Below are 26,859 nucleotides of genomic sequence, written 5' to 3'. Positions count from 1 at the left end.
CTAGCCCCGGATATCCCAGCCCCGGCTCCTCAAAGCCGTCAGGAGGCGGGCCATGGCCTCCTCCACCTCCTCGTCCTTGAGGGTGCGCTCGGGGTGGCGGAAGCGCAGGTGGAAGGCCAGGCTCTTCTCCCCTTCCCTAAGGGGTGGGCCCTGGTAGAGGTCAAATAGCCGTAGGCTTTCCAGGTAGGGTCCCGCTGCCTGGCGAAGGAGGGCCTCCACCTCCCCGTAGGGCGTGGCCTCGGGAACCACCACCGCCAGGTCCCTGAGGGCTAAGGGGTAGCGGGAGGGGTCCTGGAAGCGGAAGGGCTTTTCGGGAAGGGGGAGGTGGAGCTCAAAGATATAGACCGGGGGAAGCTCGAGGGCCTTGAGGATCTCCGGGTGCACCTGGCCCAGGAATCCCTTTTCCTCCCCGGCCACCCTTACCTTCCCCGAAACGCCGGGGTGGAGGAAGGGGTAGGGATGGGCCTCCACCCTCAGGTCCAGGCCCAGCCGGTTCAAAAAGGCCTCCAGAAGTCCCTTGAGGAGGGGGTAGCCGGAAAGCTTCTCCCCATGGGGAAGTCCCAGGCCTTCCCCGAAGAGGAGGCCTGCCAGACGGGTTTCCTCCCTCACCCAAGCCCCCTCTCGCCCGAAGACCCTGCCCACCTCGAAGAGGAGGGCTCTTTCCGGACGGTCCAGGGCCAGGTTTTCCTTGAGGAGCCTGAGGAGGCCAGGGAAGAGGTGGGTCCTCAGGGCAGCCTTTTCCGGACTCAAGGGGTTTTTGAGGCGCCAAGGGGGCGGGGGCAGGCGAAAGAGGGAAGCCTCCTCGGGGTCCATGAAGCTATAGGTGTAAACCTCCTGGAAGCCAAGGCCCGAAAGGAGTTCCCGCAGGCGGCGCTCCCTTTGGTAGGGCCTCTCCACCCCCCGGTTGTCGGGGGCGGGGAAGAAGGCGGGAAGGTCCAGGGGAATGGTCTCGTAGCCCTGGATTCGGGCGATTTCCTCCACCAGGTCCTCTTCCAGCTCGAGGTCCAGGCGGCGGCTGGGGGGTGTGACCCGGTAGGGACCTTCCCCCTCTACCCGGCAGCCCAGGCGCCTTAGGATGGCAAGCTGTACCTCCTCCGGGTACTGGGTGCCGAGGAGCTGGTTGGCGTACGCAGGGCGGAAGGGAATGGGCTTGGGTGCCTGGGGGGTTCCTTCCTCCAGGATGGTCTCCGCCACCCGGGCCCCTGCCAGGGTCTGAAGGAGGCCTAGGGCCCTTTGGGCTGCGGGTACCTGGCCCAAGGGGTCCACCCCTCGCTCGAAGCGGTAGCTGGCCTCGGTGCGGAGGCCATGCCGCCTGGCGGTTTTGCGGATGGAAACGGGGTCAAACTGGGCCACCTCCAGGGCGATGGCCCGGGTGTCCTCCTGCACCTCGCTTTCGGCGCCCCCCATGACCCCGGCAAGGCCGATGGGGAAACTTTCCTCTCCCCGGTAGCCCGCGATCACCAGGTCCTCGAGGTGGAGTTCCCTTTCCACGCCATCCAGGGTGACCAGCTTTTCCCCGGGTTTGGCCCGGCGCACCAGGATACCCTCCCCCACGAAGCGGAGGTCAAAGGCGTGCATGGGCTGGGCCCGTTCCAGCATCACGTAGTTGGTGATGTCCACCACGTTGCTTATGGGCCTCATCCCGCAGGCGAAAAGGATGCGTTGGAGCCAAAGAGGGCTCGGCCCCACCTGGAGGCCAAAGGCGTAGGAAAGGGTGAAGTGAGGGGCCCCGCGAGGGTCTTCCACCCTGAGGCCAAAGGGTAGGGGTACCTTCTCCGTTTCCAGCCGCACCTCGGGCAGAATCAGGCTGTAGCCCAGGGCGTGGAGGTCAAAGGCCAGGCCCAGGATCCCCAGGGCATCCGGGCGGTTGGGGGTGACCTCGATGTCCAGCACCTCCTCCTCCGGCCAGGCCTCGGCCAGGGGGGTGCCGGGAGGAAGGGTATCGGGGGGGAACTCCAGAAGCCCACCGCCGTATTCCCCTACCCCGAGTTCCTTGGGCGACAGGGCCATGCCGTGGGAGACCACCCCCTGGATGGTTCTTTCCCCGATGGCTAGGCCTCTTACCTCCGTGCCGGGAAGGGCCAGGGCCACCCCGATTCCCGCCCGGGCGTTTCCCGCTCCCGAGACTACCTCCACCACCTTTCCCGCATCCAGGACCAGGCGCTTCAGGCTGGTGCCGGGGATGGGGTGGGCCTCGAGGACCCGGGCGAAGACCACGCCGCCGGGTATCTGGAAGATCCTTTCCATGCGGTCGGTCTCAAAGCCGAGACCGGCGAGCCGCTCCTCCAGGACCTCGGGGCTTTCCAACTCGGGCACGTAGCTTTTTAGCCAGGAAAAAGGCACCCTCATAGAATCCCCCGGAACTGCTCCAGGAACTTAAGCCTTCCCCCGAAGAAGTAGCGGATGTCGGGGATGTTGTAGCGGAGCATGGCCAGGCGTTCGATTCCGAGCCCAAAGGCGAAGCCTGTGACCCCCTGGTAAGCGGGGGGAAGGCCCAGGGCTTTTCGGTACTCGTCCACCGCCTGGAAGACCTTGGGGTGGACCATCCCGGCCCCTCCCAGCTCTAGCCATTTCCTTCCCTCGGGCCACCAGATGGCGAACTGGGCCCCGGGTTCCACGAAGGGGAAGTACACGGGCTGGAAGCGCACCCGGGACTCTGGGCCGTAAAGGGCCTGGGCCAGCTCGTAGATGGCTCCCTTCAGATGGGCCATGGTGATCCCTTCCCCCACCACCAGGCCTTCCAGCTGGTGGAAGACCGCCTCGTGGGTGGCGTCCGTCTGCTCAAAGCGGAAAACCCGCCCCGGCACCACGATGCGGAAGGGAGGGGTGTGGGCCACCATGTAGCGCACCTGCATGGGGGAGGTGTGGGTGCGAAGAAGGAGCCTGCCCCCCACCTCTTCTCCCAAGGGGCCGGGAAGGCTATGCTCCTCCCCTTCCAGCCAGAAGGTGTCCCACATGTCCCGGGCCGGGTGGTGCTCGGGGATGTTCAGGGCGTCAAAGTTGAAGAACTCGCTTTCCACCTCGGGACCTTCCACCGCCTGGTAGCCCAGGGAGCGGAAGATCTCCACCAGCTCCCGCTCCATAAGGGTGATGGGGTGGAGTCCCCCGGTGAAAACCTCCACCCCTGGTAGGGAAACATCCTGGCGCTCCCTTTCCAGGGCCCTTCTCAGCTCTTCTTCCACCAGGGCTTTTTCCCGCTCCTCCAGGGCCCGTTCGATGGCCTCCTTGAGGGCGTTTAGGGCCTGGCCCTTCGCTTTCCTTTCCTCGAGGGGAAGGCTGGCAAGGGCCTTCATCTCCTGGGTGAGGAGGCCCTTTTTGCCCAGGTAGCGGGCCTTCAGGGTTTTTAAGGCCTCGAGGTCCCGGGCTTCTCGGATGGCGGCTAGGGCTTCTTGCTCGAGCTCCCGCATCTTTAAGAGAATACCTTGCCCCGTCCCGGGCGTGGGGAGGATGGGGCAAGGAGATGGCGGCACCTCCTTACGCTCCTTCCCCGGACAGGTCGAGGAGTCCGTTTCCACCCGCTTAGTCCAAGCGGAAACCAAAATCCCTAACTAAAGCGCCTCGGCGAGTTTCCGGAAGGCCTCTGGAGGCTCCGGGGCCCTGCCCCCATCCGCCCAGGAGAAGCGAAGGTCCCTGAGAGGACCTTCGCCCAGCCCCATCCCCTGGGGGAAGAGGGGCCGCAGGTCCAGGGGTCTGGCCTCCTCCCCGCCGAAGGCCTCTTGGAAGCGGGCCACCTCCTTCTCGTGGCCGAACTGAAAGGCGTAAAGCCACCACTTCCCTCCCTCCTGGAGGGCGAAGAGGAAGCGGGGATGGGGGGTAAGCTCGGGAAACTCTCCGGTGAAGGGCTTCCTTAAAAAGACGGAGGCCTGCCCCGGCCTCAAGCGGAAGATCACCTCGAGGGCCTTTCCTAACAGGCCAAAACTCCCCACAAAGGGCCGCACCAGGTCGTAGCCCTGCACGTTCTTCACCACCACCCCCCCGGCCCGCACCACCCTTCCCCTGGGGGTCTTAAAGGTCAAGCCCAGGACCTCCGCCGGGAAGAAGAAGGTCTGGCCAAAGCCCCCCCGTTCCAAAAGCCCCCCCACCCCACCGGGGAGCTCCACCGGGGGGAAAGGAGGGTAGAGCCGGGTGCCGGAAAGCCTTTCGTACACGGAAAGGAGCCCGGCCTCCCCGGGGGCCACCAGGTACTGGTCGGCGGCATGGAGCTCCATGGGGTTATGGTAGCGCGGGTAGGAGGGTTCCGGGACAAAAGGGCCTACCTGACGGGGGCCAGGAGGAGGTTGAGAAGGGCCAGGGCCACGCCCACCGCCACCGCCAGGGGGAAGCTATGGAGGAAGAAGGGATAAAGAAGCCCGGCCAGGGTGCCCCCCAGGTAGAAGGCGGCCACATAGGTGCCGCTTACCCCCGCTCCCCTCTTTCCGGCAGCTCCTGAGGCCAGGCTTTGGGCGGTGAAGAGGGCGGCCATGAGGAGCACGAATCCCAGAACCAGGCCTGGGGGTGGCAGGAGCAAAAGCCCGAGGGCGAGGAGGACTAGGGAGAAGGCCAGGCGAAAGGTGGCCACCGCCCCGAACCGGCGGGCCAGAAGCCCCGAAAGGGCGCTTCCTGGGATGCCGAAGAGGTAGGCCAGGTACACGAGCCCCACCTCGCCTGGGCGGAAGCCCAGCTCCAGAAGGCGGTAGGGGAGGAGGTTGGCCAGGAAGAGGTTCAGGAAAAGGAGGATGAAACCCGCCAGGTACAAGGGAAAGGCGGAAAGGTCGTATTGCGGTCTACCCAGGGCGGGAAGCCCTGCAGGAGCCCGGATGAGAAGAAGACCCAGGAGAAAAGCGGGCAGGGAAAGGAGGAAGAGGGCCTCCCTCACCCCGACGACCTCGGCCAAAACCCCTGCCAGCACCCGGCCCATGCCCCCGCCCAGAACATTCCCCGCCATGTATACCCCGGCCATCTCCCAGGCCTTTTGGGGGAAGAGAAGGGGAATGAGGACGATGGCCAAGGTGGGCACGAGGGCAGCCCCAACCCCCTGGAGGATGCGGCAAAGGGTCCAGAGGAGAAGGCTTGGGCTAAAGGCCCCGAGCACCCCCCCTAGGCCCACCAAGAGAAGGCCCCCGCCCAACAGGGTGCCTGCCGGCAGGCCCAGGCGGGGTACCCAGGGGGAAAGGAGCACCAGAAGCAAAAGGGGCAGGCCCATGCCTGGACCCGCAGCCCCCGGAGGGGCAGCGAAGAGCTTTTCCAAAAGGGGAAGCAAGGGCACCACCGCGTAGAGGGCGCTGTAAAGGGCTACCCCAGAGAGCACCACCGCCCACCGCATCCCCCTTATCCTATGGGCAGCATGCGCCTTCTTCAGGTGGCCTTACCCCTGCCCCTTCCCCCCATGACCTACCTGCCTCCCCTGGGCCAGGAGGGGGTAGATGGGGAAGAAGCCCTGGGGAAACGGGTGGCGGTGCCCTGGCGGGGGGAGGTACGGGTGGGGGTGGTGGTGGGGGAAGGGGGCAGGCCGAGCCATGCCTTGCGGCACGCCATCGCCTATGTGGACTCGAGGCCCTATTTGCGCCCGGAGGAGATCCTGTTTCTGGAGGAAGCCGCCCGCTACCTCTTTGCTCCCTTGGGCCAGGTGCTTGCCGATTTCCTGCCCCCTTTTCCCGAACTAAGGCACCGGGTGCGCCTCTACCCGGGGGCGGACCCAGCCCTTCTGCCCAGGGGGTTGGAGGGTCTTGTCACCTGGCAGGAGGCTAAGGGGTTTGACCCTAAGCTTTTGGATTACCTGCGGGAGGCTGGGGTCTTGCAGGAGGAGGTGGCCTTTAAGGAGGGGAGAAAGGTTCTCGTCCCCCTGGAGAAGCGGCATCCTGACCCTCTTCTGGACGCCGTTTTGCAGGTCCTTTGGACCCTGGGCCAAGCGGAGAGTTTGGCAGCCTTGGCCCGGGCTGCTGGGGTAGGGGTGGGCCGGGTGAAGAGGCTTCTCGCCGAGGGGTACATCGGCAACGGGACTCCCAGGGAGCCTTCCCCTGCGGGCGAGCCCCTAAAGCCCCTCTTCCTTCCGGAAAGGCCCGAAAGGCTGAACGGGGGAAGGCTTGGGGAGAGGATGCGTTTCCTGGCGGGTCTGGTGGCCAAGGGAAGCCACCTGGTGCTTTTTCCCGAGGTAAGCCTTTTGGAACGCTTCCTCTGCCACTTCCCCCAGGCCAAGCCGTACCATGGGGGCCTTTCCCGGGAAGCGCGGGAGGCCCTTTTTCGGCAGCCTGGGGGCCTGATTTTCGCCACCTATGGCGGGCTTCTTCTCCCCTTCACCCCGGATTCCCTGGTGGTGGTGGAAGAGGGAAGCGAAAGCTACAAGCTCCCCTCGGGGACCCGGGCCTTTGTGCCTCCCTTGGCGGAGCTCAGGGCGAAGCTTTTGGGAGTGCCCCTCACCTACCTTTCCCTGGTGCCCGCGGTGGAGGTCTTGGAAAAGCCCGGCCTGGCCTTCCCCGTACCCAAGCCGAGGGTTCTCCTGTTGGACTTGAGGAAGGAGAAGGGGTATCCCCTGGTGGGGAGGGCCTGGGCCCTTTTGAAGCAAGTGGAGGAGAAGGGGCGGCAGGCCCTGGTCCTTTCTCCCCGCTTGGGCTATAGCGCCCTCCTCCTCTGCGCCGACTGCGGGTACAAGCCCACCTGCCCCAACTGCGCCCTTCCCTTGCGCTACCACAAGGGGGGCAGGGGGGAGCTGGTCTGCCACCAGTGCGGCCACCGCGAGCCTCCCCCGGTCCTGTGCCCGGAGTGCGGTTCCCCCCTCCTCGAGCCCAAGGGGCCAGGGCTGGAATGGCTGCAGGAAGAACTAAGGGGGCGCCTTTCCCTACCCGTGTACCGCTACTCCAAGGAGGGGAAGGACGACCTGGGCCCCCTGCTCGAGGGGGAGCCAGGGGTGGTGGTGGGCACCACCGCGTTTCTCCGGGGCCCGGTGCTCCCCGAGCTGGCCTTGGTCCTCCTGCCCTATGCCGATGGCTTCCTCTACGATTCCGATTTCCGCGCCGCCGAGCGGTACCATCGCCTGCTTTGGGCCCTCACCGAGCTGAGGCCGGGGAGAAGGCCCCTTCTGGTCCTGCAGACCTACACCCCCGACCACCCTGTCCACCAGGCGCTTTTGGAGGGAAGCGTGGAGGTCTTTCCCTGGAGGGAAAAGGCCCTGCGGGAGGCCCTGGATTACCCTCCCAAGGTGCGGATGGTGAAGCTGGAGGTGGCCCACCGCAAGGAGGAGCGGGCCCTCGAGGAGGCCTATGGCCTCCTTTCCGCCCTGAAGGGGGTGGCCCGGGAAGGGGAGGTGCTGGGCCCGGCCCCTGCCCCGGTGCCCCGGGTCAAGGGGATGTACGTCTTCCACCTTCTCCTGAAGGGAAGCACGGAGCGGCTTAGGGAGCTTCTTTCCCGCCTGGACCGCCGTCGCTTTAAGCTGGATCCCGATCCCCACCGCTTTGTGGGGCTTTTGGAGGATTAGCATGGGTCACGCCGCGGCGTACCTCAAGACCCGCGCCTGGATAGAGGTGGACCTTAAGGCCCTCGAGGCCAACTGGCTCCTCCTTAAGGCCAAGGCCAGGGGAGAGGTCATCCCGGTCCTCAAGGCCGAAGCCTATGGGCATGGAGCCTTACCCCTGGCCCGCTTCCTCTTCCAAAAGGGGGCCAGGCGGGTGGCGGTGGCCACGGTGAGCGAGGGAAGGACCCTGCGGGAAGGCGGGGTGGAGGGGGAGATCCTCCTGTTGGGAAGCCTCCATCCCCTGGAGGCGGAGGAGGTGTTGCGCCTTAACCTGCTGCCCACCCTCTCCACCCTCGAGGCAGCCCAGGCCCTGGCGGGTAGGGCCTGGGCCCTGGGCCTGACCCCCAGGGCCCACCTCAAGGTGGACACGGGGATGAACCGGGTGGGCTTTCCCTGGGAGAAGGCTAAGGATGCCCTCCTGGCGGTGGAGGCCTTGGGGATAAGGGTGGAGGGAGTCTACACCCACCTGGCCACCGCCGGGGAGGACGAGGCTTTCGTGGAGGTGCAGAGAAGCCGCTTCCAAAGGGTGCGGGAGGCTTTGGGGGAAGGCTACTTCTACCACCTGGAAAACTCCTACGGGCTTCTGCTGCACGGGGGGGAGAACGTGCGGGTGGGTCTCGCCCTCTATGGCCTCATCCCAGGTTTCGGTCTAAAGCCCATCCTCCGCCTTCTCGCCCGGCCCACCCTGGTGAAGCAGCTGGAGCCGGGGGATCGGGTGGGCTACGGAGGGGAGTACGTGGCCCGGGGTGGGGAGTGGCTTTTGACCTTGCCCGTGGGCTATGCCGACGGTCTTCCCCGGGGGGCGGTGCGCTTCGCGAAGGGTCCGGAAGGAGGCCTTTACCCGGTGGCGGGCCGCATCTCCATGGACCAGACCACGGTCCTTTCCCCGGGGCCTTTGCCCCTGGAGGCGGTCTTGGAGGTGCTCTCCCCGGATTTCGGCCCCACCGGGCTTTGCGCCTGGGCCGAGGCCCGGGGGACCATCCCTTACGAGGTGGCGGTGCACCTTTCCCGGAGGCTTCCTCGGGTTTACCGCTATGGCGAGGAGGTGTGGGAGGTTCTAAACTAGACGGGTGCAAGCGGTGCGCCTGTTCCAGGGCTACCTCTGGTACCCCAGGGAGCTTGCTCTGGACCTGAAAACCCTGCTTCCCCAGGAGGTGGAGGGAGCCAGGCTTCTCCTGGACGAGGTGCCGCCCCCCGCGCCCTTCTTTGAGGACGGTACCCCCACCCACACCCAGCGTTTTTACCAGGTTACCCTTCTTCTCCTCACCGAGGAACCTGCCGAGGCCTTGAAGCCCCTGACGGAAACCCTGGCCCCCATGCTTCGGGGGATGCTGGAGGGGCTTCCCAAGGAGGTGGGCTGGCTTCTTCTGGAGGATTTGCGCCCCCTCTAGGGCTTGCGGAGGAGGAAGGCCAGGAGGAGGGAGGCCCCGCCCAGGGCAAAGGCCAGGAGGCTTTCCCTTTTGAGGGCGAATCCCTTGGGCCTTAAGGGCTTCAGGATGCCGGTTTGGTAGGCCTTTACTTGGTCCAAGGGTGCCTCCGCCAAAAGGTCCACCACCGGGGGGCTTCCCGGGGGGGCCCCCAGGGTCCAGGGGCCTCCTTCCGGGCCTGTGGGGCGCAGGTACCAGGAAGCGAAGGGGTCGAAGAGGCCCACGGCCCCGTAGTAGCCGTAAGGCCCGGGGGAAATCCCGGTGTCCACCACCACCCATTCCCCTTCCCGCCACACCCTTGCGGGCGTCCTTTCCCCGGTGGGGGTGCGCTTTTCCCCGCCGAATCCCGTGAGGATATAGGCCACCTCCCAGCCTTGGCCAGGAGGGGTGGAAAGCCCAGGAAGCAAGGCTTCCTCCCCTCCTTCCCCGGTGTCCAACCAGAGGACCACCGTGGCCAGGCTGAAGCCCAAGGGGCCCTCGAGGGGATTCGGGTAGCGGCTCAGGCGCACCTTCAGGACCAGCTTCCCTTCCCGTTCTTCCCCTGCCAGGGCCAGGAGGTCGGCATAGCCCTCCCCCGCCTCCTGGAACAGGGCTGCCCGGGGATAGAGGTAGGCCAGGCCTTGGTCGTCGCCCACGGGGTCCTGGAAGAGAAACAGCACGCCCATCTTTATACCAGGGCCACGAGGGCCCTCACCACCCTTTCCGGATCGTGCTGGGCCAAGGGACCCTCCTCCCGGAAATCCCCCGTGATCACCCTCACCCCGTCCGCGGCGAAGGGCCTCGGGTCAAAGGCCACGGGAAAACGCCCTTCTGCCGCATACCGCCTTTGGACTTCCTCCGGGATGGGGGCGGTGTGCACCAGGACCACCTCGGGCCTCCTGCCGAGATGGTAGGCGATGGCCTTGTAGTGGTCGTAAGCGGTGTAGCCATCGGTTTCCCCTGGCTCGGTCATGAGGTTCACCACGTAGACCAGGGGAGCCCTGGCCTTGGCCATGGCCTCCAGGAGGGGCTTGGGCAGGAAGCTGGGGATGACGCTGGTGTAGAGGCTTCCCGGGCCCAGGACCAGGAGGTCCGCCTGGCGGATGGCCCTGAGGGCTTCCTCCATGACCCGCTGGGGTTCGGGTTCCAGGAAGACCTCCTGGATCCGTCCCCTTTTTTCCCGGATGGCCACCTCGCCCACCACCTCCGAACCATCGCGGAAGCGGGCCTTAAGCCGCACGGCCTCGGGGGTGGCGGGAAAGACCTGGCCCCTAAGCTGCAGGATGGCGTTGGCCTCGAGGATGGCCTGGGCGAAGTTCCTGGCCTCCTGGTTCAGGGTCAAGAGGAAGAGGTTGCCGAAGGTGTGGCCCTTAAACTCCCCTTCCTGGAAGCGGTGGTGCAGGAGCTTGGGAAGGGCGGGGTGGTCGGAAAGCGCCGCCAGGCAGTCCACCAGATCCCCCACCGCCGGCAGGCCGAAAGCTAGCCGGAGCTGGCCCGTGGAGCCCCCATCGTCGGTCACGGCCACGAGGGCGGTGGTGTTGGCCGTGTGCTCCTTTAGGCCCCTGAGCACCCGGGAAAGCCCGGTCCCACCGCCAAAGGCCACCACCTTGGGACCCTGCTCCAACCTCCTGCGCACGTAGACCCTTTCCGGCACCGCCTCGGGCTCGGTGAAGGCGGAGAGCATGCTCCGGTTCATGCTCCTTACCCCTCCCACCAAGAGGGTGAGGCCCAGGAGGACAAGGCCCAGGGCCCAGGGTTCCGGGGGTGGAGGAGGGAGGAAGCGGGCAAGCCCAAAGGCCATGAGGCCTACCCCCAGGCCCGCCAAGGCGGCGTAGCGCTTGACCCGCATCCCCGGGTAGAGCCAGCGAAGCGGGGGAAAGCGCCGGGCAAGCCCTTTGGCTACCCGGTACAATCCCTGGTACTTACTCCTCCTTGTCCACATCCCGGTGGCTCACCTCCACCCGGAACCGGCTGGAGAGCTCCTCGGCAAGCCGCTCGGCCACGGCCACGCTCCGGTGCCTTCCCCCGGTGCACCCCACGGCCACGGTGTAAAAGGCCCTGCCTTCCTTCTGGGCTCCCTCCGCCGCCAGCCCCACCACCGCCAGCAGGGCCCGGTAGTAGGGCTCGTACTCTTCCCGGAACACGTAGGCCTGCACCTCGAGGTCAAGCCCCGTCTTGGGCTTGAGGGCGGGATCGTAGTGAGGGTTGGGCAGGGGGCGCACGTCCAGGACCAGATCCGCCTCCTGGGGCGGGCCCCACTTGAAGCCAAAGGAGATGAGGCGCAAAAGAAAGCCCGCCTCCTCCCCCAGAAAGCGCACCAGGGCGTCCTTGAGGGCCCTTGGGGAAAGCTCCGAGGTATCCAGGACCAGGTGGGCCCTGGCCCTTAGGGGCCCCAGGATGCGGCGTTCCTCCCCGATCTCCCGCATGAGGTTCCCCGCTCCCAGGGGGTGGACCCTCCGGGTCAGGTTGTAGCGGCGCAGGAGGACCTCGGGGCGGGCCTCGAGGTAGACCACGGTGGGCTTGAGCTGGTCCAATACCCTTTCCAGATCCCCGAAGAAGGCCAGGGCCCGGGCGTCCAGCACCACCCCGGCCCGCTCCACCCCCCTTCGGCTCAGTTCCTGCAAAAGGGCTTCCCACAGGCTTGGGGGGAGGTTGTCCACCATGAAGTAGCCTAGGTCCTCCAGATATCCCTTGGCCGTGGTCTTGCCCGCTCCGGAAAGCCCCGAAAGCACCAGAAACCGCATCCCCTTGACTATACCCGCCTCCTCAGCCAGAGGTTGAAAAGGGAAAGGAGGAAAAGCCCAGGAAGCCCCACCACCCCGATGAGGAGGTCGTGGGTGCGCTCCACCAGAAGGAGGGAAAGGCCCGCTATGGCGTTCAGGGTTCCGTGGAAGAGGGCTGCCGCCAGCACCGAGCCTGCCTTTTCCCGGACCCAGAGGAGCCCGGGGGTCAGGGCCAAGGTGAAAAGGATCATCATGGGAACGCCGAGGAGAGGTTCTCTGGGATAGTTATGGCCGGCCAGGATAAGGGGAGCATGCCACAGGCCCCACCAGAAGCCGATTTCCAGGCTGGCGGGCCAGAAGCCCCGCACCTTTAGTTTTTCCCACAGGTACCCCCGCCACAAAAGTTCCTCTCCCAAAGCGGCCAGGAGGTTTACCGTGGCTCCCGCCACCAGGGCGGAGAGGATGAGGACCAGGGGGAAAAGCGCAGAGAGGGTTTCCGGGATCGCCTGGGCTGCTTCCTGGGGCGCGGTTTGCCGGAGGGCTTCCCATCCTTTCCAGGCACCGAAGGGAAGGCTTAAGGGAATGGAAAGCAGGGTGAGGGCCACGGGGAAGAGCCAGGCGAAAAGCCAGTAGCGGTTGGGCCGTAGGGCAAGGGGGAGGCGCACTCCCTCCTTGCGGGCGAAGGAAAGGGCCACCAGGCCGGGAATCCACATGTAGAGGAAGCCAAAGGCCAGATAGGCAGGGCTACCCACCCGCCCGCCCTGCAGGTAAAAGGCCAGGAAGGCCACCCAGGAAAGGCCCAGGGTCCAGTAAAGGGCCCTCATGCCACCTCCTTCCACTTCAGCAGGGGAAGGGGGTCTTCCGGGTTGAGAAGAAGCCCGGAGCCGTTTTTGAGCACCAGGAGCACTCCCTCCCCCCGCCTGGCTCCCACGAGGGCTTCCACGGATAGTCCCTCCAGCCGGAGCCGCTTGCGGTGGTAGCCGGGCATGGAGACCTCCCCCTGAAGGGTCCACCAGGGAAGGGCGAAGGTGAGGAGCCTCACCTCCGCCATCTCCGAGCGGTGGATCGTGCGGCGGCCTAGGGGGTGGTGGATGACGAGCACCGGGCCATTTAGCTCGTAGAAAAGCCTCTGGGGAAACCCCATGAGCCAGTAGAGGAGGGCTCCCATCAGAAAAAGGTCCACCAGGAGGATGCCGAGGAGGAGGAGGGGAAGGCTTTCGGGATCCTCCCGGGCGGCCAGGAGGACCACCCCACCCAGGGCCAGGAGGGAAAAGAGGAGCAAGACCAGGAAAAACCGCCTAGGGTTCCCGTCCCTCTTCGGCTGAAGCCTCATCCTTCCACCTCCCCGCCTTCTTGGCGGCTTCCTTGAGGAGGAACTCGATCTGGGCGTTCACGCTCCTCAGCTCGTCCTGGGCCCATTTCTCCAGCACCCGATAGAGCCTTGGGTCAAGCCTTAAAAGGAAGCGCCTCTTCTCCTTTTCTCTCACCCCACCCCCTTAGGTGTACAGGGTACCCACGTTCATCACCGGCTGGGCCTGGGCCTCAGCCACCAGGGCCACCATGAGGTTGTTCACCATGGCTGCCCGGCGCTCCTCGTCCAGGGCGATCCCCTGGGCCTCGAGGCCCAGGAGGGCTTCCTTCACCATGCCCACCGCTGCCTCCACGATGAGCCTCCTGGCCGCCACCACCGCCAGGGCCTGCTGCCGGCGGAGCATGGCCTGGGCGATCTCCGGAGCGTAGGCCAGGTGGGTGAGGCGGGCCTCCAACACCTCCACCCCGGCCACCTTCAGGCGCTCCTGCACCTCGGCCTTGAGCTCCTCGGCGATTTCCTCGGGGTTTCCCCTTAAGGACCTGCCCTCGGCATCGTAGGGGTAGCGGCTCGCCAGCGCCCTAATGGCCGCCTCCGACTGGATGGCCACGAAGCTCTGGTAGTTCTCCACCTGGAAAAGAGCCTTGGCCGTGTCCACCACCCGCCACACCACCACGGCGGCGATCTCTATGGGGTTTCCCTGGGCGTCGTTCACCTTGAGCTTATCGGAGGTGAAGTTGTGGACCCTCAGGGAAACCCGTTTTCGCTGGGCCAGGGGGTTGGTGAAGTGGAAGCCTTCCTCCCGGACGCTACCCACGTACCGCCCCAGGAAGACTATGGCCACCGCCTCGTTGGGTTGCACGGTGAAAAGCCCCGCCGCTAAAAGCCCCGAGGCCAGAAGAGCGGGGATGAGGTGCCAGAGGTAGAAAAGCTCCTTCTCGCTCAGCAACCGATACCCTGCCCAGCCCAGCCAGAGGAGGGCCAGGAGGAGAGCCAAAAGGGCAAGAAAGCCGTTTTGTCGCCACGCCGCAGTTTCCTTTACCTCGCGCATACCGCCTCCTTTTAGTTCCTGAAGACCACCTCTTCCCGGGAGAAGACCCTAACCGCCACCAGGAGGGCAAGCCCGGCGTAGACCAGGGTGGAACCCCAGGTGAGGCCTGCCTGCAGGGGGCTTGCGCTTCCCTTCAGGAGGGCGTCCATGAGGAGGGCCACGTTGAAGAGGGGCACCAGGTGGTGCCAGGTTTGCAGTTCAAAGAAGCCCCGAAACTGGAGGAAGATGAGGGGGAGCAAGACGAGAAGCTGGAGGGGGGCCATGTAGCTCTGGGCTTCCTTGAAGCTTCGGGCGAAAAGCCCCAGGCTCACCATCACCGCCCCCATGAAGAGGGCCAGCAGGAAGGCGGAGAGGAAGAGGGCAAGAAAGCTGGTTCCGTCCAGGGTCAGCTGGCCGCCCAGTTCCAGGGTCTGGCCGGTTTCCCTGAAAAGACGGCCGCCAAACTCCGCCGCTAGGGCCCTGCCCGAGGCCAGGCCCACAAGCCCCGATATCCCGGAAAGAAGGGCCATGGCCACCGTGGCCAGGGTTTTGCCCAAGGTCAGGTGCCAGAGGGGCACCGGGGCCATGAGGAGGGCCTCGAGGGTCCCCTTCTCCTTCTCCCCGGCGGTGGCGTCCACCGCCACCACCTGCCCCCCTGTGAGGACGAAGACCACCAGGAAGAAAGGAAGGAGGAAGCCCAGAAGCCCCCCGGCCTTCTCCCGCTCGGGGGAGGTGTCCACCACCTCCACCTGGAAGGGAGTGAGGACCTGGTGGGGGATTCCCCTCTGGGCCAGGGCCTCGGCCACCTTGGCCTCCTTAAGGGCTTGCAGGGCCCCTTGCACCTTGTTCACCGCCACCTGCCCCTCCGTGAGCCCCCCTGCCAGGCGGCCGTAGACCCGGTACACCCCCTGCTCGTAGCGGACGCCCACGGGATACTTCCCCTCCCGCACGGCTCCCTCGGGGTCGGGGTGGGCTTTGGGGGAGAGTCCGGCCTGCTCCAGGGCGCGGAGGGCTTCTTCGGGCAGGTTCAGGACCGCCACCTCCTGCTTCCTCTCCTGGGCGCCCTGCAGGAGCCTTTGGAGGACCAGGCTGGGCCCGAACATGAAAATGGGCATGAGCAGCACAGGAAGGATCAGGGTGGAGAAGACCAGCTTGCGGTCGCGAAAGACCTGCACAAGTTCCTTCCAGAAGATGCGGTAGATGTCCCTCATGCGGCCTCCTTCACCCTGCGCACGAACGCTTCCTCCAGGCTTCCCTCCCCCAGGGCCAGGGCTTCTTCCTTGCTTCCCTCATAGACCAGCCGGCCCTGGTGCAAAAAGCCCACCCGGTCTGCCACCTCCTCCGCCTCGCTCATCACGTGGGTGGAGTAGATGATGGCGTTGCCCAGCTGGCGGTAGGCCTTGACGAAGTCCAGAAGAGCCCTGCGGGCGAACACGTCCAGCCCGGCCGTGGCCTCGTCCAGAAGGAGGACGGGAGGGCGGTGGAGGATGGCCCGGGCGATGACCACCTTCTGACGCATGCCGGTGGACATCTCCATGACCCTTCGCTCCAGGGTTTCCTCCATCTCCAAAAGGTCCGCTACCCAGTCCAGGGCCTCCTGGAAGGCCTGGCCCTCGAGGCCGTAAAACCCGGCGAAGAACCGGAGTACCTCCCGCCCCGTGAGGCGGTCGTACACCCGCATGCCTCCGTTAACCAGGCCCAGGCGCCGGCGCACCTCGAGGGGGTCTTGGACCACATCGAACCCCGCCACCCTGATCCTGCCCTGGGTGGGGCGGATCAGGGTGGAGAGAACCCGCAAGGTGGTGGTCTTCCCAGCCCCGTTGGGGCCCAGGAGGGCGTAGACCTCCCCGGGGGCTACCTGGAAGGTGAGGTCCCGCACGGCCAGGCGCTGGCCGTAGGCCTTGGTGAGACCGGCGACTTCAATCATATATCTAAGTGATATCATACCACCCTATCCGGGTCAAGGGCCATAATGGATTTGCATGAAGGCCATGACCTTCTGGGTCAAGCCGCAAAGTTCCATTGAGGCCCTGCCCGAGGCCAGGGACCTGGTGCGGGACCTCTTGGAGCTTTTCTACGAGTACTTCCCCGAGTACGAGGGATGCCTGGGGTTTTCCCAGTCCCCGAGAAGGCCCCGCTACCTTTTCCTTTACATGGAGGGTCCTTGCGGAGGGCTTCTGCCCTCTGCCGCCCTTTTCCTAAAGGATCTTCTGGAGACCGCCTTTCCCGGGGCCGAGGTGAGGGTTTACGGTAAGCCCTGGCCCTAACGCCTTTTCTTCACCAGCCACGCCTCTTCCCGCACCCCTTCCCGGGCGTTCACCACCCGGGCCAGGACGAAGAGGAGGTCGGAAAGGCGGTTGAGGTAGCGGATGGCCTCGGGGTTCACGGGTTCCTCCCGGCTTAAGGCCACCACCTTGCGCTCCGCCCGGCGCACCACGGTGCGGGCCAGGTGCAGGGCTGCCGCCGCCGGATGCCCTCCCGGGAGGATAAAGCCCTGGAAGGGAGGGCTTTCCTCCATGTAGCGGTCGATGGCCTGCTCCAGCCCCTCCACGTCCTGGGCGTCCATGCGGGCGATGTTCTTCTCGTAGGGGCTCCCCATGCGGGTGGCCAGGTCGGCCCCCAGGTCAAAGAGGGCGTTTTGGATGCGCTCCAGGAGGTCGTGCAGGTCCAGGTGCTCCTGGGGAAGGAGGCTTCGCGCTAGGCCCAAGGCGGAGTTGGCCTCGTCCACGGTGCCGTAGGCCTCCACCCGGGGATGGGCCTTTGCCACCCGCTCGGCCCCGTAAAGGCCGGTTTCCCCTGCGTCCCCGGTCTTGGTGTAGATCTTCATGGCCCCATTGTAGGGCCTGACCGAAAAAACATTCCCCGGGTTTCCCCGGGGGTTTTGGCGGGCCCGAGAGGATTCGAACCCCTGACCTGCTGATCCGTAGTCAGCCGCTCTATCCAACTGAGCTACGGGCCCAAGCCGACCCTCAAGGTAGCATGGGAAAGCCCCCCTTGTCAATAATGGGGTTGGTGCGGGATAAGCGTCTGGAAGCCTATCTTCTCCATCTTCTTCGGGAGCCCAGGACCCTCGAGGACCTCCACACCCAGCTTCAATCCCTCCGCCCCGGGCTCAGGAAGGCCACCCTTTTCGCCCTCCTGGTGCGGCTCAGGCGGGAGGGAAAGGTGGCCTTTCGCCAGGGACGCTTCGTAGCAGGGAAAGCGGAGGATTCAAACGTTTAGTCCGTTGGAAGGCTGGATTCCAAAGGTACCTCCAGGAACCGGATCCTCCGGGGCAAACCGCGCTTCCCCTGCTCAGCGTCAGAGGCTCAGGGTGGTGCGGGTGCCATCCGCGGCTGCGTGGGGGATGCTATCCTGGGCCTTAATGCGGCCGGGACTCGAGGCCAAGCGGCTGGTCCTCAAGGTGGGAAGCGCCGTGTTGGCGGGGCCCCAAGGGTTAGAGCAGGCGGTGATGCAGGAGATTGCCCGCCAGGTTCTGGCCCTGCGCCAGGAGGGGCGGGAGGTGGTTCTGGTTTCCTCGGGGGCGGTGGCGGCGGGGATGGCGGCCTTGGGCCTGCCCCGCCCCCAGGACATGCCCACCAAGCAGGCCCTGGCCGCCATCGGCCAGCCTCTTCTCATGGCCTATTGGCGGGAAGCCTTCACCCCTACCCCGGTGGCCCAGGTGCTCCTCACCGCCGAGGATCTGGCGAGCCGCGGGCGCTACCTGAACGCCAAGGCCACCCTGCAGGCCCTTTTGCGCCTGAAGGCGGTTCCCATCATCAACGAGAACGATACGGTGGCCTTCCAGGAGATCCGCTTTGGGGACAACGACCAGCTTTCCGCCCGGGTGGCGGCCCTGGTGGAGGCAGGGCTTTTGCTCCTCCTTTCCGACGTGGACGCCCTCTATGAGGATGACCCCAAGAAGAACCCCAGCGCCCGCCCCATCCCGGAGGTGGAGCGGGTGGAGGCCGTGTTGGCCCATGCCGGGGAGGGAAATCCCTTGGGAAGCGGAGGGATGCGTTCCAAGCTCCTTGCCGCCCGCATTGCCGGAAGGGTGGGGATACCCACCCTCCTTCTCCCGGGAAGAAGGCCCGGGGTGATCCTCGAGGCTCTGGCGGGAGCTCCCTTGGGTACGTACTTCCATGCCCGAAGGCGGTACCGGGGGCAGAGGGCCTGGCTCTATGGTCTTCTGAAGCCCAAGGGGGAGCTGGTGCTGGACGCCGGGGCGGTGAGGGCTCTAAGGGAGAGGGGGGCAAGCCTCCTGCCTGCCGGCATCAAGGCGGTGCGGGGGCGGTTCGGTCGGGGAGAGGCGGTGCGCCTCCTCACCGAGGCAGGGGAAGAGGTGGGGGTGGGCCTGGCCAACTACGCCGCCGAGGAGATCGAGCGCATCAAGGGGCACAAAAGCGCCGAGATCGAGGCTTTACTGGGCTATCGCTACACGGAGGAGGTGGTCCACCGGGACCACCTGGCCTTGAAGGAGGAGGCATGGGGGAGTTAGCTGCTTCCCAAAGGGAACATCTAGAGAAAACGCTGAGGGAACTGGCGGAGGGGGCTCGGGCCCGGCTTCCCGAGATCGCCAAGGGGAACCGGGACGGGGCTCTTCTGGCCATGGCCCGCCTTTTGGAGGAAGCCTGGCCGGAGGTGCTAAAGGCCAACCAAGAGGATCTCAAGGAGGCGGAGGAGGCGGGGCTATCCCGGGCCAAGCTGGACCGCCTGGCCCTCAAGGACAAGGACCTTAGGAGCCTCACCGAGGGTCTTCGTCAGATTGCCGCCCTCCCGGATCCCTTGGGGAGGATCGAGGGGCTTAGCAAGAGGCCAAACGGCCTTAGGGTGGGAAGGATGCGGATCCCCTTGGGCCTCATCGGCTTCATCTACGAAGCCCGGCCCGGGGCCACGGTGGAGGCGGTTTCCGTGGCCTTGAAGGCGGGAAACGCCATGCTCCTCAGGGGAGGGAAGGAGGCTTTCCGCTCCAACCAGGCCCTGGTTTCCCTGTGGCATCGGGCCTTGAGGGAGGCCGGGCTTCCTGTGGAGGCGGTGAGCCTGGTGCCCACCACCGACCGGGAGGCCATCCTGGCCATGTGCCGCCTGGAGCTATTGGACCTCCTCATCCCCCGGGGTGGGGAGGAGCTCATCCGTCTGGTGCAACGGGAGGCCCGGGTGCCGGTCCTGGCCCACGCCAAGGGGGTGAATCACCTCTACGTGGACGAGAGGGCGGACCCGGATATGGCCCTCCGCCTGGCCATTAACGGCAAGACCCAGCGGCCTGCCGTGTGCAATGCCCTCGAGGCCGTCCTGGTGCACGAGAGGGTGGCCGAGGTCTTCCTCCCCATGCTGGAAAAAGGCATGCAGGAAAGGGGAGTGGAGCTCAGGGCCTGCCCCAAAGCCCTTCCCCTCCTGAAGGGGGCGGTGCCCGCTCAGGAGGAGGAGTGGGACCGGGAGTATCTGGACTTGATCCTGAGGGTGAAGGTGGTTTCCGGCCTGGAAGAAGCCCTGGAACACATCGCCCGCTACGGCTCCCGCCACACCGAGGCCATCTGCACGGAGGATCCCAAGGCCGCCTGGCGGTTTCTGGAGGAGGTGGACGCCAGCCTGGTCCTGTGGAATGCCTCCACCCGCTTCAACGATGGCTTCCAGCTGGGCCTGGGGGCGGAGATCGGCATCAGCACCTCCAAGCTCCACGCCTACGGCCCCATGGGGCCCATGGAGCTCACCACCACCAAGTGGGTGGCCCTGGGGGAGGGGCAGGAGCGGGAATAGGTGCCCCCTAGGGGAGGTAGGGGAGGATGCCCGCCGGGGGGAGCGGGTAGGGAAGGGGAGCCCGTGCTGCAGAAGGTGTTACGCCTCTACACCCAGGCCCACGTGCCCTTCTTCGCCGCCGCCCTAGCCTACTACGCCCTTCTTTCCCTCATGCCCCTTCTCTTTCTCCTGGTGGGGGTCTTTGGCCTTTTCCTCTCGGGAAGCGAGGCCCTGAGGGAGGGTTTTTTGAGGGGAGTGGAGGCCTTGGCCGAGGGTCTTTTCCCGGCCCGGCCTGAGCTGGCCCAGGACCTTCTCCGCTTCCTCACCCGGGGGGCCTTTCCCCTCACCCTGGTAAGCGCCCTCTTCCTCCTTTGGTCGGGAAGCAATTTCTTCGCCGCCTTGAGCTACGCCCTGGGGCTCATCTTTGGCCGCCCCCCGGGTTTTCGCCACCGCCTTTTGGGCCTCCTCATGCCGGTGGTCTTGGGTCTTGCCCTCATCCTCCTGGCCCTTTTGGGCCTGGCCCTAGGGTTTCTCCTCCGCTTCCTCCCCCCGGAGTGGCGGGGGGCCTTGGGGCCCCTGGAGGCTTTTTTACCCCTCTTCCTGGCCTTTTTGCTCTTTCTCCTCACCTACGCCTTTTTCCGCGGCCTCAAAGGGTTTCGCCACCTGGTGCCCTTGAGCGTGGGGGCAGGGGTGGCGGCCCTTCTCTTCGAGGGGGTGCGGCTTGGGCTTCCCAAGCTCCTCCCCCGTTCCCAGTACGAGCTCCTCTACGGACCCCTGGCGGGGTTTGTCCTGGCGCTACTCGGCCTATATCTCGTGCTTTGGGTCTTCCTCCTGGGGGCGGTGGTGGCGAGGGCGGTGGAGGACTAGGGCGCCCCACGTTTTTTTGCCGGGTTGCAGTATCATGTTCCCATGAGCCCGGCCAGGCTAATCCCCTAAGGCGGGAAGGGGCCTGGCCGTCCCTTCCCCTTGGGGGAAGGGTTTTTTTGAGGGAGGAGCGCATGGAGAAGTACAACCCGCACGCCATAGAGCCCAAGTGGCAACGCTTCTGGAAGGAAAAGGGCTTCATGAAGGCCAAGGAGGTCCCGGGAAGGAAGGGGAAGCAGTACGTGCTGGTCATGTTCCCCTACCCCTCCGGGGACCTGCACATGGGCCACCTGAAGAACTACACCATGGGGGATGTCCTGGCCCGCTTCCGCAAGGTGCAGGGGTATGAGGTTCTCCATCCCATGGGCTGGGATGCCTTCGGCCTGCCCGCGGAAAACGCCGCTTTGAAGTTCGGCCTCCACCCCCGGGACTGGACCTACGAGAACATCCGCCAGGCCAAGGAGAGCCTCGAGCTCATGGGCATCCTCTACGACTGGGACCGGGAGGTGACCACCTGCGAGCCCGACTACTACCGCTTTAACCAGTGGATCTTCCTGAAGATGTGGGAAAAGGGCCTGGCCTACCGGGCCAAGGGCCTGGTGAACTGGTGCCCCAAGTGCCAGACGGTCTTGGCCAACGAGCAGGTGGTGGAGGGCCGCTGCTGGCGGCACGAGGACACCCCGGTGGAGAAGCGGGAGCTGGAGCAGTGGTACCTGCGCATCACCGCCTATGCGGAAAGGCTTCTTGAGGACCTCGAGGGCCTGGACTGGCCGGAAAAGGTGAAGGCCATGCAGCGGGCCTGGATCGGCCGGTCGGAGGGGGCGGAGATCGAGTTCCCCGTGGAGGGCCTGAAAGAGGCCATCACCGTCTTCACCACCCGGCCCGACACCCTTTTTGGAGCCACCTTCATGGTCCTGGCCCCGGAGCACCCCCTCACCTTAAGGCTCGCCTCTCCCGAAAGGCGGGCCGAGGTGGAGGCCTATGTGGAGGCTGCCAAGCGCAAGACCGAGATCGAGCGCCAGGCGGAAGGCCGGGAGAAGACGGGGGTTTTTCTCGGGGCCTACGCCACAAACCCCGCCACCGGGGAGAAAATCCCCATCTGGACTGCGGATTATGTGCTTTACGGCTACGGCACCGGGGCCATCATGGGGGTGCCCGGGCACGACCAGAGGGACTTTGAGTTTGCCCAGAAGTTCGGCCTTCCCATAAGGAAGGTGATCGAGCGCCCGGGTGAGCCCTTGCCCGAGCCCCTCGAGGCCGCCTACGAGGAGCCCGGCATCATGGTGAACTCGGGGCCCTTTGACGGCACCCCCAGCGAGGAGGGCAAGAAGAAGGTGGTGGCCTGGCTGGAGGAGAGGGGCCTGGGAAGGGCTAAGGTTACCTACCGCCTCCGGGACTGGCTCATCAGCCGCCAGCGCTACTGGGGCACCCCCATCCCCATCGTCCACTGCGAAGCCTGCGGGGTGGTGCCGGTTCCCGAGGAGGAGCTTCCCGTCCTCCTCCCCGACCTCAAGGACATCGAGGACATCCGGCCCAAGGGGAAAAGCCCCCTGGAGGCCCACCCCGAGTTCTACGAGACCACCTGCCCCAAATGCGGTGGCCCCGCCAAGCGGGACACCGACACCATGGACACCTTCGTGGACTCCAGCTGGTACTACCTGCGTTACACCGACCCCAGGAACGAAACGCTGCCCTTTGACCCCGCGAAGGCGGACTTCTGGATGCCGGTGGACCAGTACATTGGCGGGGTGGAGCACGCCGTGCTTCACCTCCTCTACAGCCGCTTCTTCACCAAGTTCCTCCACGACCTGGGGATGGTGAAGGTGGAGGAGCCCTTCCAGGGGCTTTTCACCCAGGGCATGGTCCTGGCCTGGACGGACTTCGGCCCCGTGGAGGTGGAGGGGGATAGGGTGCGCCTGCCCGAGCCCACCCGCATCCGCCTGGAGATCCCGGAGAGGGAGCTTTCCCTGGAGGAGGTGCGGAAGATGGGGGCGGAGCTCAGGCCCCACGAGGACGGTACCCTTCACTTCTGGAAGCCCGCGGTGATGAGCAAGTCCAAGGGCAACGGGGTCATGGTGGGGCCCTTCGTGAAGGAGGAAGGGGCGGACATCGCCCGCATCACCATCCTCTTCGCCGCACCCCCCGAAAACGAGATGGTCTGGACCGAGGAGGGGGTACAGGGGGCCTGGCGCTTCCTGAACCGCATATGGCGCCGGGTGGCGGAGGACCGCGAGGCCCTTTTGGCCACCACGGGCCAGTTTGCCGCCGAGAGCCTGGAGGGTCCGGACCGGGAGCTTTACCAGAAGCTCCACGCCACCCTCAAGAAGGTCACGGAGGACCTCGAGGCCCTGCGCTTCAACACCGCCATCGCCGCCCTGATGGAGCTCTTGAACGCCCTCTACGAGTACCGCAAGGTGCGGCTCGTGACCCCCGTCTACCGCACCGCCATCCGCTACTACCTGCAGATGCTCTTCCCCTTTGCCCCCCACATCGCTGAGGAACTTTGGCACTGGTTCTGGCCGGATAGCCTCTTTGAAGCCGGCTGGCCCGAATTGGACGAAAAGGCCCTGGAAAAGGACGTGGTGGAGGTGGCGGTGCAGGTGAACGGGAGGGTGCGGGGAACCATCCGGATTCCCAAGGACGCCCCCCTGGAGGTGGCCAGGGCCGAGGCCCTCAGGGTGAGAAACGTTCAGGCCCACGTGGAGGGCAAGGCCATCGTGAAGGAAATCTACGTCCCCGGCAAGATCCTCAACCTGGTAGTGCGGGGATAGGGAAAAGAAGCCGGGTGGGTACTACCCTGGCCACCTCCTCCCCCACGGGGGTGAGGAAAAGCCCCTCGTCCCCCGCCCAGGCCAGAAGCTGCCCGTAGCCCAGGAGGAACCCTTCCCCGTCCAGGAGCCCGTAAAGCCGCTGGGGCTCGGGGGGCTCCATAGGGTATGCGGGCATGTGACCGAGGGGAAGGGGGCGGGGCCTGGCTTCCTGGAAGTGGGCAAAAAGCCTTTCCAGGCGGTTTTTCCGCCTCTCGGCCGGGGTTTTCCTGCGGACCCCATGAAGGGGCGGGGCCAGGCGCGCCCTTAGGTCCTTGCGCCAGGAAAGGGCTTGGTAAAGTTCCTCCCACCCCAGGACCAGCACCTCGGCGGGCACCAGGGCCTCGATCTGTAAGAGCCGAAACCCAGGGTCCAGGTAGCCATCCGTGTCGGCCACGGCGGGGCTTCCTTTGGGGATGAGGCGGGCTAGGCGCAGGGCTCCCACCACCGCCTGCGCCTCCATCCCTCTGGGGGACAGGGCCCCCAGAAGGTAGCGGCGTAGGGGGGTGAGGGTTCCTTCCCGGTAGTGGAAGAGGGTGAAGGCCCCGGGCAGGGCTCCCTGCCCCGGGTCCAGGTCCAGGAGGTAGGCTTCCTTGGCCTTTTCCAGAAGCCTTAAGGCCAGGGTGGACTTGCCGGTATCCGTGGGGCCAGCCAGGAGGAGCATCCCCCTTGAAACTACCCCATGCCCCGGGATTCCGGGGGCCTGTGGGATAACGTATTTTTGCCATGTCGCAAGAAAGTGTTATACTATGCCCACCATGGGGCTCTGGTTTGAGGAAAGCCAGGAGGAGCGGGCGGTCTTGGGGCCCTTCCGCGAGTTTCTCAAGACGGAGGTGGCCCCGGGGGCGGCGGAGAGGGATCGCACGGGGGCCTTTCCCTTTGAGCTGGTGAGGAAGCTCGCCCAGTTCGGCGTCTTCGGGGCCACGGTGCCCGAGGCCTATGGCGGGGCGGGGCTTAAAAGCCGGCTTTTCGCCCGTATGGTGGAGGAGATCGCCTATTACGACGGGGCCTTGGCCCTCACCGTGGCCAGCCACAACTCCTTGGCCACGGGGCACATCCTCCTTGCGGGGAATGAAAGGCAGAAGGAGACCTTCCTGCCCAAGCTGGCCTCGGGGGAGGCCCTGGGGGCCTGGGGGCTTACGGAGCCGGGGTCGGGTTCGGATGCCGCCGCCCTTAAAACCCGGGCCGAGCCGGTGTCCGGGGGATATGTGCTCAATGGCACCAAGCAGTTCATCACCCAGGGGAGCGTGGCCGGGGTCTACGTGATCGTGGCCCGCACCGACCCGGCTCCAAGCCCGGAGAGGAAGCACCTGGGCATCTCCGCCTTCGTCTTTTTCCGCCCGGAAAAGGGCCTCCGCATCGGCCGCAAGGAGGAGAAGCTGGGCCTGAACGCCTCCGACACCGCCCAGCTGGTCCTCGAGGACCTCTTCGTGCCCGAGGGCAGCCTTTTGGGGGAGAGGGGCAAGGGGTTTTACGACGTGCTCAAGGTGCTGGATGGGGGCAGGATCGGCATCGCCGCCATGGCGGTGGGCCTGGGAAGGGCGGCCTTGGACTACGCCCTCCGCTACGCCAAACAAAGGGAGGCTTTCGGCAGGCCCATTGCCGAGTACCAGGGGGTTTCCTTCAAGCTGGCGGAGGCGGCCACGGAGCTGGAGGCGGCAAGGCTTCTTTACCTGAAGGCGGCGGAGCTTAAGGATGCGGGAAGGTCCTATACCCTCGAGGCCGCCCAGGCCAAGCTCTTCGCCAGCGAGGTGGCGGTGAAGGCCTGCGACGAGGCCATCCAGATCCTGGGGGGGTACGGGTACATCAAGGACTACCCCGTGGAGCGCTACTGGCGCGACGCCCGCCTGACCCGCATTGGGGAGGGCACCAGCGAGATCCTGAAGCTCATTATTGCCCGGCGCCTTCTAGAGTCGGTGTGAAGGTGAGGGCCTTGGGGGCCTTTAAGGCCAGCTGGCCGCAGGCTGCCCCCACGTCCTGCCCTCGGCTGAAGCGGATGGAGGTGGGAATCCCGAGCCGCCTCAGTTCCTCCGCGAAGGCCAGGATGCCCGCCTTAGGGGTGCCTTCCACGGGAGCGCCTTCCCAGGGGTTAAAGGGAATCAGGTTCACGTGGGCGCTTATGCCCTTAAGGAGCTTGGCGAGAAGCCGGGCCTGCCAGGGGTGGTCGTTTAGACCCTTCAGGAGGGTGTACTCAAAGGTGACCCGCCTTTTGGTCCTGGCGTAGTAGTGGCGCACCGCCTCGAGGATCTCCCCCACGGAATAGCGGTGGGCGGTGGGGATGATCTTCCTGCGGGTCTCGTCATCAGGGGCATGAAGGGAAAGGGCGAGGCGCACCCCTAAGTCCTCCTCCGCCAGGCGGTAGATGCCCTTGGGGATGCCTACGGTGGAAAGGGTGATGCGCCTTGGGCTCATGGCCAGGCCCTTGGGATGGAGCATGGTGCGGATGGCCTGAAGCACGTTGCCCAGGTTCAGGAGAGGCTCCCCCATGCCCATGAGGACCACGTTGCGGATATCCCTGGGGGAGATGCCCTGGTGGTGGGCGATGGCCAGGAGCTGGGAGAGGATCTCCGCCGCGGTGAGGTTACGGCCAAAGCCCAAGGCCCCGGTGGCGCAGAAGGTGCACCCTGCAGGGCAGCCCACCATGCTGGAAAGGCAGACGGTCTTGCGGTTCTCGTAGGGCATGTAGACGGCTTCCGTCTTCTTTCCGTCCAGCAGGGTGAAGAGGTACTTGACGCTTCCATCCCGGCTCGGGTAGGCCTCCACCAGGGCAAACTCGGAGATGCGCCACTCCCCGGCCAGGGCTTCCCGGAGGCCCTTGGGCAGGTCGGTCATCTCGGAGAAGTCCATGGCCCCCCGGGCATAGAGCCAGTGGGCGATCTGGGCCTTGCGGTAGCCCTCGCCGGGAAGCTCTTCGGGGAGGAGTTCCAGGATGGGTTTCATGCCACGCCCTCGTAGATCTCCTCAAGCTTCAAGGTCCCCTCCGGGCAGGGCAGGATAAGGAGTTCCTCCACCCTTTCCTCCCGAAAGCCCGAAGGGGTTTTGCGGTAAAGGACGCCTCCCGGCCTGGCTCCCTCCAGGAGGAGATAGGCCTGGAGACTAGGGAGCCCAAGGTAACGGGAAAGCTTTTCAAGATAGCTTCGCTGACCCCGTCGGTCCTGGGCCTCGGTACCGGGGGAGAGAACCTCCACCACCAGGCAAGGGGCGGTTTCGTAGAGGGGATGGGCCTTGGGGCCGCAGACCACCATGACATCTGGGTAGTAGAAGGTGTCCTCGGAAACCTTAAGCCGGGCGGTTTCGCTGTAGACCCGGCATCCTTGGGCCCGGGCCAAGGGTTTTAAGAGGGCCACCAGGTTGGTGACGATGAGGTTGGGGTCCAGGCTGGCCCCGGCCATGGCATAGGGGATGCCCCCTACCAGCTCGTGGCGCACGGGGCTAGCCTCTTCCAGGGCCAGGTATTCCTCTTCCGTTAGCGGGCGCAAGGACCGCTCGGTCATCGTCCTATTGTAAGGCTTTCGCCGG

At 65.7% G+C, this 26,859-nt stretch carries 27 protein-coding genes and 1 tRNA gene; 10 read left to right on the top strand and 18 right to left on the bottom strand.

What is annotated here, in order from left to right:
- The 4 genes from pheT to KQ693_RS02480 all read right to left on the bottom strand — a co-directional run bounded on the left by pheT (position 1) and on the right by KQ693_RS02480 (position 5,302).
- Positions 1-2,349: a phenylalanine--tRNA ligase subunit beta gene (gene pheT, locus KQ693_RS02495; RefSeq protein WP_267261825.1), complete on the bottom strand. Its 2,349-nt coding sequence runs from the start codon at positions 2,347-2,349 to the stop codon at positions 1-3.
- Complete coding sequence (pheS, locus tag KQ693_RS02490; RefSeq protein WP_267261824.1) at positions 2,346-3,407, bottom strand: phenylalanine--tRNA ligase subunit alpha; 1,062 nt, start codon at positions 3,405-3,407, stop codon at positions 2,346-2,348. The genes pheT and pheS overlap by 4 nt, the downstream gene beginning before the upstream one ends.
- A gap of 141 nt (positions 3,408-3,548) precedes the next feature.
- Positions 3,549-4,208: a DUF5639 domain-containing protein gene (locus KQ693_RS02485; protein WP_267261823.1), complete on the bottom strand. Its 660-nt coding sequence runs from the start codon at positions 4,206-4,208 to the stop codon at positions 3,549-3,551.
- A gap of 44 nt (positions 4,209-4,252) precedes the next feature.
- A complete protein-coding gene (locus tag KQ693_RS02480) occupies positions 4,253-5,302 on the bottom strand; it encodes an MFS transporter (RefSeq protein ID WP_267261822.1) in 1,050 nt (349 codons plus the stop codon).
- 21 nt (positions 5,303-5,323) lie between these two features.
- Between KQ693_RS02480 and KQ693_RS02475 the strand changes: the two genes are divergently transcribed.
- From KQ693_RS02475 to KQ693_RS02465, 3 genes are read left to right on the top strand one after another with little or no spacing between them, the layout of a single operon-like run.
- Positions 5,324-7,450: a primosomal protein N' family DNA-binding protein gene (locus KQ693_RS02475; RefSeq protein ID WP_267261821.1), complete on the top strand. Its 2,127-nt coding sequence runs from the start codon at positions 5,324-5,326 to the stop codon at positions 7,448-7,450.
- A 1-nt stretch (position 7,451) separates the two neighbouring features.
- Positions 7,452-8,552, top strand: a complete 1,101-nt coding sequence (gene alr / locus KQ693_RS02470) for an alanine racemase (protein WP_267261820.1) — start codon at positions 7,452-7,454, stop codon at positions 8,550-8,552.
- Between the two features lie 4 nt (positions 8,553-8,556).
- The gene (locus KQ693_RS02465) at positions 8,557-8,877 is read left to right on the top strand and encodes a DUF3208 domain-containing protein (RefSeq protein ID WP_267261819.1); all 321 of its coding nucleotides are present in this window, start codon (positions 8,557-8,559) and stop codon (positions 8,875-8,877) included.
- Here KQ693_RS02465 and KQ693_RS02460 read toward each other — a convergent pair.
- From KQ693_RS02460 to KQ693_RS02420, 9 genes are all read right to left on the bottom strand, one after another.
- Complete coding sequence (locus KQ693_RS02460; RefSeq protein ID WP_416376365.1) at positions 8,874-9,572, bottom strand: glucodextranase DOMON-like domain-containing protein; 699 nt, start codon at positions 9,570-9,572, stop codon at positions 8,874-8,876. The genes KQ693_RS02465 and KQ693_RS02460 overlap by 4 nt on opposite strands.
- 8 nt (positions 9,573-9,580) lie before the next feature.
- Positions 9,581-10,741, bottom strand: coding sequence for a gluconeogenesis factor YvcK family protein (locus KQ693_RS02455; protein WP_416376372.1), 1,161 nt, complete (start codon positions 10,739-10,741; stop codon positions 9,581-9,583).
- A 73-nt stretch (positions 10,742-10,814) separates the two neighbouring features.
- Positions 10,815-11,636, bottom strand: coding sequence for an RNase adapter RapZ (rapZ, locus tag KQ693_RS02450; RefSeq protein WP_219758900.1), 822 nt, complete (start codon positions 11,634-11,636; stop codon positions 10,815-10,817).
- Between the two features lie 8 nt (positions 11,637-11,644).
- Entirely contained in the window at positions 11,645-12,439 is a 795-nt protein-coding gene (locus KQ693_RS02445) for a CPBP family glutamic-type intramembrane protease (protein WP_239725918.1), read from the bottom strand.
- Positions 12,436-12,948 carry a hypothetical protein gene (locus tag KQ693_RS02440; RefSeq protein ID WP_267261816.1) on the bottom strand — a complete coding sequence of 171 codons (513 nt, stop codon included), beginning with the start codon at positions 12,946-12,948 and terminating at the stop codon, positions 12,436-12,438. Before KQ693_RS02440 ends, KQ693_RS02445 begins: the two co-directional genes overlap by 4 nt.
- The gene (locus KQ693_RS02435; protein WP_267261815.1) at positions 12,914-13,102 is read right to left on the bottom strand and encodes a type II toxin-antitoxin system antitoxin; all 189 of its coding nucleotides are present in this window, start codon (positions 13,100-13,102) and stop codon (positions 12,914-12,916) included. Before KQ693_RS02435 ends, KQ693_RS02440 begins: the two co-directional genes overlap by 35 nt.
- Positions 13,103-13,111: 9 nt before the next feature.
- Entirely contained in the window at positions 13,112-13,975 is an 864-nt protein-coding gene (locus KQ693_RS02430; RefSeq protein WP_267261814.1) for an SPFH domain-containing protein, read from the bottom strand.
- Positions 13,976-13,986: 11 nt separating this feature from the next.
- Positions 13,987-15,165, bottom strand: a complete 1,179-nt coding sequence (locus tag KQ693_RS02425) for an ABC transporter permease (RefSeq protein ID WP_267261813.1) — start codon at positions 15,163-15,165, stop codon at positions 13,987-13,989.
- Positions 15,162-15,881 (bottom strand): ATP-binding cassette domain-containing protein, encoded by a 720-nt coding sequence (locus KQ693_RS02420; protein ID WP_267261812.1) that lies wholly within the window; start codon positions 15,879-15,881, stop codon positions 15,162-15,164. Before KQ693_RS02420 ends, KQ693_RS02425 begins: the two co-directional genes overlap by 4 nt.
- 55 nt (positions 15,882-15,936) lie before the next feature.
- On the opposite strand from KQ693_RS02420, the gene KQ693_RS02415 reads away from it, so the two are divergent.
- Entirely contained in the window at positions 15,937-16,221 is a 285-nt protein-coding gene (locus KQ693_RS02415; RefSeq protein WP_028493682.1) for a hypothetical protein, read from the top strand.
- Here the strand turns inward: KQ693_RS02415 and KQ693_RS02410 are convergent.
- Positions 16,218-16,781, bottom strand: coding sequence for a cob(I)yrinic acid a,c-diamide adenosyltransferase (locus tag KQ693_RS02410; RefSeq protein WP_038031627.1), 564 nt, complete (start codon positions 16,779-16,781; stop codon positions 16,218-16,220). The two genes, KQ693_RS02415 and KQ693_RS02410, sit on opposite strands and share 4 nt — an antisense overlap.
- A gap of 55 nt (positions 16,782-16,836) precedes the next feature.
- A tRNA-Arg gene (locus KQ693_RS02405) sits at positions 16,837-16,913 on the bottom strand.
- Positions 16,914-16,966: 53 nt separating this feature from the next.
- Between KQ693_RS02405 and KQ693_RS02400 the strand changes: the two genes are divergently transcribed.
- The 5 genes from KQ693_RS02400 (at position 16,967) to leuS (ending at position 23,304) form a co-directional block, all read left to right on the top strand.
- Positions 16,967-17,176 carry a hypothetical protein gene (locus KQ693_RS02400; protein ID WP_148228674.1) on the top strand — a complete coding sequence of 70 codons (210 nt, stop codon included), beginning with the start codon at positions 16,967-16,969 and terminating at the stop codon, positions 17,174-17,176.
- Between the two features lie 142 nt (positions 17,177-17,318).
- Complete coding sequence (gene proB / locus KQ693_RS02395) at positions 17,319-18,431, top strand: glutamate 5-kinase (protein ID WP_267261811.1); 1,113 nt, start codon at positions 17,319-17,321, stop codon at positions 18,429-18,431.
- Positions 18,419-19,690, top strand: coding sequence for a glutamate-5-semialdehyde dehydrogenase (locus tag KQ693_RS02390; protein WP_267261810.1), 1,272 nt, complete (start codon positions 18,419-18,421; stop codon positions 19,688-19,690). Before proB ends, KQ693_RS02390 begins: the two co-directional genes overlap by 13 nt.
- Positions 19,691-19,753: 63 nt before the next feature.
- Positions 19,754-20,536, top strand: a complete 783-nt coding sequence (locus tag KQ693_RS02385) for a YhjD/YihY/BrkB family envelope integrity protein (protein WP_267261809.1) — start codon at positions 19,754-19,756, stop codon at positions 20,534-20,536.
- Between the two features lie 131 nt (positions 20,537-20,667).
- The gene (leuS, locus tag KQ693_RS02380) at positions 20,668-23,304 is read left to right on the top strand and encodes a leucine--tRNA ligase (RefSeq protein ID WP_267261808.1); all 2,637 of its coding nucleotides are present in this window, start codon (positions 20,668-20,670) and stop codon (positions 23,302-23,304) included.
- On the opposite strand, the gene KQ693_RS02375 is transcribed toward leuS, so the two are convergent.
- Positions 23,282-24,004, bottom strand: a complete 723-nt coding sequence (locus tag KQ693_RS02375; protein WP_267261807.1) for a Clp1/GlmU family protein — start codon at positions 24,002-24,004, stop codon at positions 23,282-23,284. The genes leuS and KQ693_RS02375 overlap by 23 nt on opposite strands.
- Positions 24,005-24,098: 94 nt before the next feature.
- Between KQ693_RS02375 and KQ693_RS02370 the strand changes: the two genes are divergently transcribed.
- Positions 24,099-25,262: an acyl-CoA dehydrogenase family protein gene (locus tag KQ693_RS02370; protein WP_267261806.1), complete on the top strand. Its 1,164-nt coding sequence runs from the start codon at positions 24,099-24,101 to the stop codon at positions 25,260-25,262.
- Here the strand turns inward: KQ693_RS02370 and rlmN are convergent.
- Positions 25,231-26,280, bottom strand: a complete 1,050-nt coding sequence (rlmN, locus tag KQ693_RS02365) for a dual-specificity RNA methyltransferase RlmN (protein ID WP_267261805.1) — start codon at positions 26,278-26,280, stop codon at positions 25,231-25,233. The two genes, KQ693_RS02370 and rlmN, sit on opposite strands and share 32 nt — an antisense overlap.
- Positions 26,277-26,834 (bottom strand): Uma2 family endonuclease, encoded by a 558-nt coding sequence (locus KQ693_RS02360; RefSeq protein ID WP_267261804.1) that lies wholly within the window; start codon positions 26,832-26,834, stop codon positions 26,277-26,279. The genes rlmN and KQ693_RS02360 overlap by 4 nt, the downstream gene beginning before the upstream one ends.
- Positions 26,835-26,859: the final 25 nt, after the last annotated feature.

Source organism: Thermus brevis (assembly GCF_026427635.1).
GTDB classification, from domain to species: domain Bacteria; phylum Deinococcota; class Deinococci; order Deinococcales; family Thermaceae; genus Thermus; species Thermus antranikianii.
This window is presented reverse-complemented; position numbering and strand designations above follow the sequence as displayed.

Excerpts from the sequence above, each read along its gene's own strand:
- pheT (WP_267261825.1), bottom strand. The coding sequence starts at position 2,349 with ATGAGGGTGCCTTTTTCCTGGCTAAAAAGCTACGTGCCCGAGTTGGAA.
- pheS (WP_267261824.1), bottom strand. The coding sequence starts at position 3,407 with ATGCGGGAGCTCGAGCAAGAAGCCCTAGCCGCCATCCGAGAAGCCCGG.
- KQ693_RS02485 (WP_267261823.1), bottom strand. The coding sequence starts at position 4,208 with ATGGAGCTCCATGCCGCCGACCAGTACCTGGTGGCCCCCGGGGAGGCC.
- KQ693_RS02480 (WP_267261822.1), bottom strand. The coding sequence starts at position 5,302 with ATGCGGTGGGCGGTGGTGCTCTCTGGGGTAGCCCTTTACAGCGCCCTC.
- KQ693_RS02475 (WP_267261821.1), top strand. The coding sequence starts at position 5,324 with ATGCGCCTTCTTCAGGTGGCCTTACCCCTGCCCCTTCCCCCCATGACC.
- alr (WP_267261820.1), top strand. The coding sequence starts at position 7,452 with ATGGGTCACGCCGCGGCGTACCTCAAGACCCGCGCCTGGATAGAGGTG.
- KQ693_RS02455 (WP_416376372.1), bottom strand. The coding sequence starts at position 10,741 with ATGCGGGTCAAGCGCTACGCCGCCTTGGCGGGCCTGGGGGTAGGCCTC.
- rapZ (WP_219758900.1), bottom strand. The coding sequence starts at position 11,636 with ATGCGGTTTCTGGTGCTTTCGGGGCTTTCCGGAGCGGGCAAGACCACG.
- KQ693_RS02445 (WP_239725918.1), bottom strand. The coding sequence starts at position 12,439 with ATGAGGGCCCTTTACTGGACCCTGGGCCTTTCCTGGGTGGCCTTCCTG.
- KQ693_RS02440 (WP_267261816.1), bottom strand. The coding sequence starts at position 12,948 with ATGAGGCTTCAGCCGAAGAGGGACGGGAACCCTAGGCGGTTTTTCCTG.
- KQ693_RS02430 (WP_267261814.1), bottom strand. The coding sequence starts at position 13,975 with ATGCGCGAGGTAAAGGAAACTGCGGCGTGGCGACAAAACGGCTTTCTT.
- KQ693_RS02425 (WP_267261813.1), bottom strand. The coding sequence starts at position 15,165 with ATGAGGGACATCTACCGCATCTTCTGGAAGGAACTTGTGCAGGTCTTT.
- KQ693_RS02420 (WP_267261812.1), bottom strand. The coding sequence starts at position 15,881 with ATGATTGAAGTCGCCGGTCTCACCAAGGCCTACGGCCAGCGCCTGGCC.
- KQ693_RS02415 (WP_028493682.1), top strand. The coding sequence starts at position 15,937 with ATGAAGGCCATGACCTTCTGGGTCAAGCCGCAAAGTTCCATTGAGGCC.
- KQ693_RS02410 (WP_038031627.1), bottom strand. The coding sequence starts at position 16,781 with ATGAAGATCTACACCAAGACCGGGGACGCAGGGGAAACCGGCCTTTAC.
- proB (WP_267261811.1), top strand. The coding sequence starts at position 17,319 with ATGCGGCCGGGACTCGAGGCCAAGCGGCTGGTCCTCAAGGTGGGAAGC.
- KQ693_RS02390 (WP_267261810.1), top strand. The coding sequence starts at position 18,419 with ATGGGGGAGTTAGCTGCTTCCCAAAGGGAACATCTAGAGAAAACGCTG.
- leuS (WP_267261808.1), top strand. The coding sequence starts at position 20,668 with ATGGAGAAGTACAACCCGCACGCCATAGAGCCCAAGTGGCAACGCTTC.
- KQ693_RS02375 (WP_267261807.1), bottom strand. The coding sequence starts at position 24,004 with ATGCTCCTCCTGGCTGGCCCCACGGATACCGGCAAGTCCACCCTGGCC.
- KQ693_RS02370 (WP_267261806.1), top strand. The coding sequence starts at position 24,099 with ATGGGGCTCTGGTTTGAGGAAAGCCAGGAGGAGCGGGCGGTCTTGGGG.
- rlmN (WP_267261805.1), bottom strand. The coding sequence starts at position 26,280 with ATGAAACCCATCCTGGAACTCCTCCCCGAAGAGCTTCCCGGCGAGGGC.
- KQ693_RS02360 (WP_267261804.1), bottom strand. The coding sequence starts at position 26,834 with ATGACCGAGCGGTCCTTGCGCCCGCTAACGGAAGAGGAATACCTGGCC.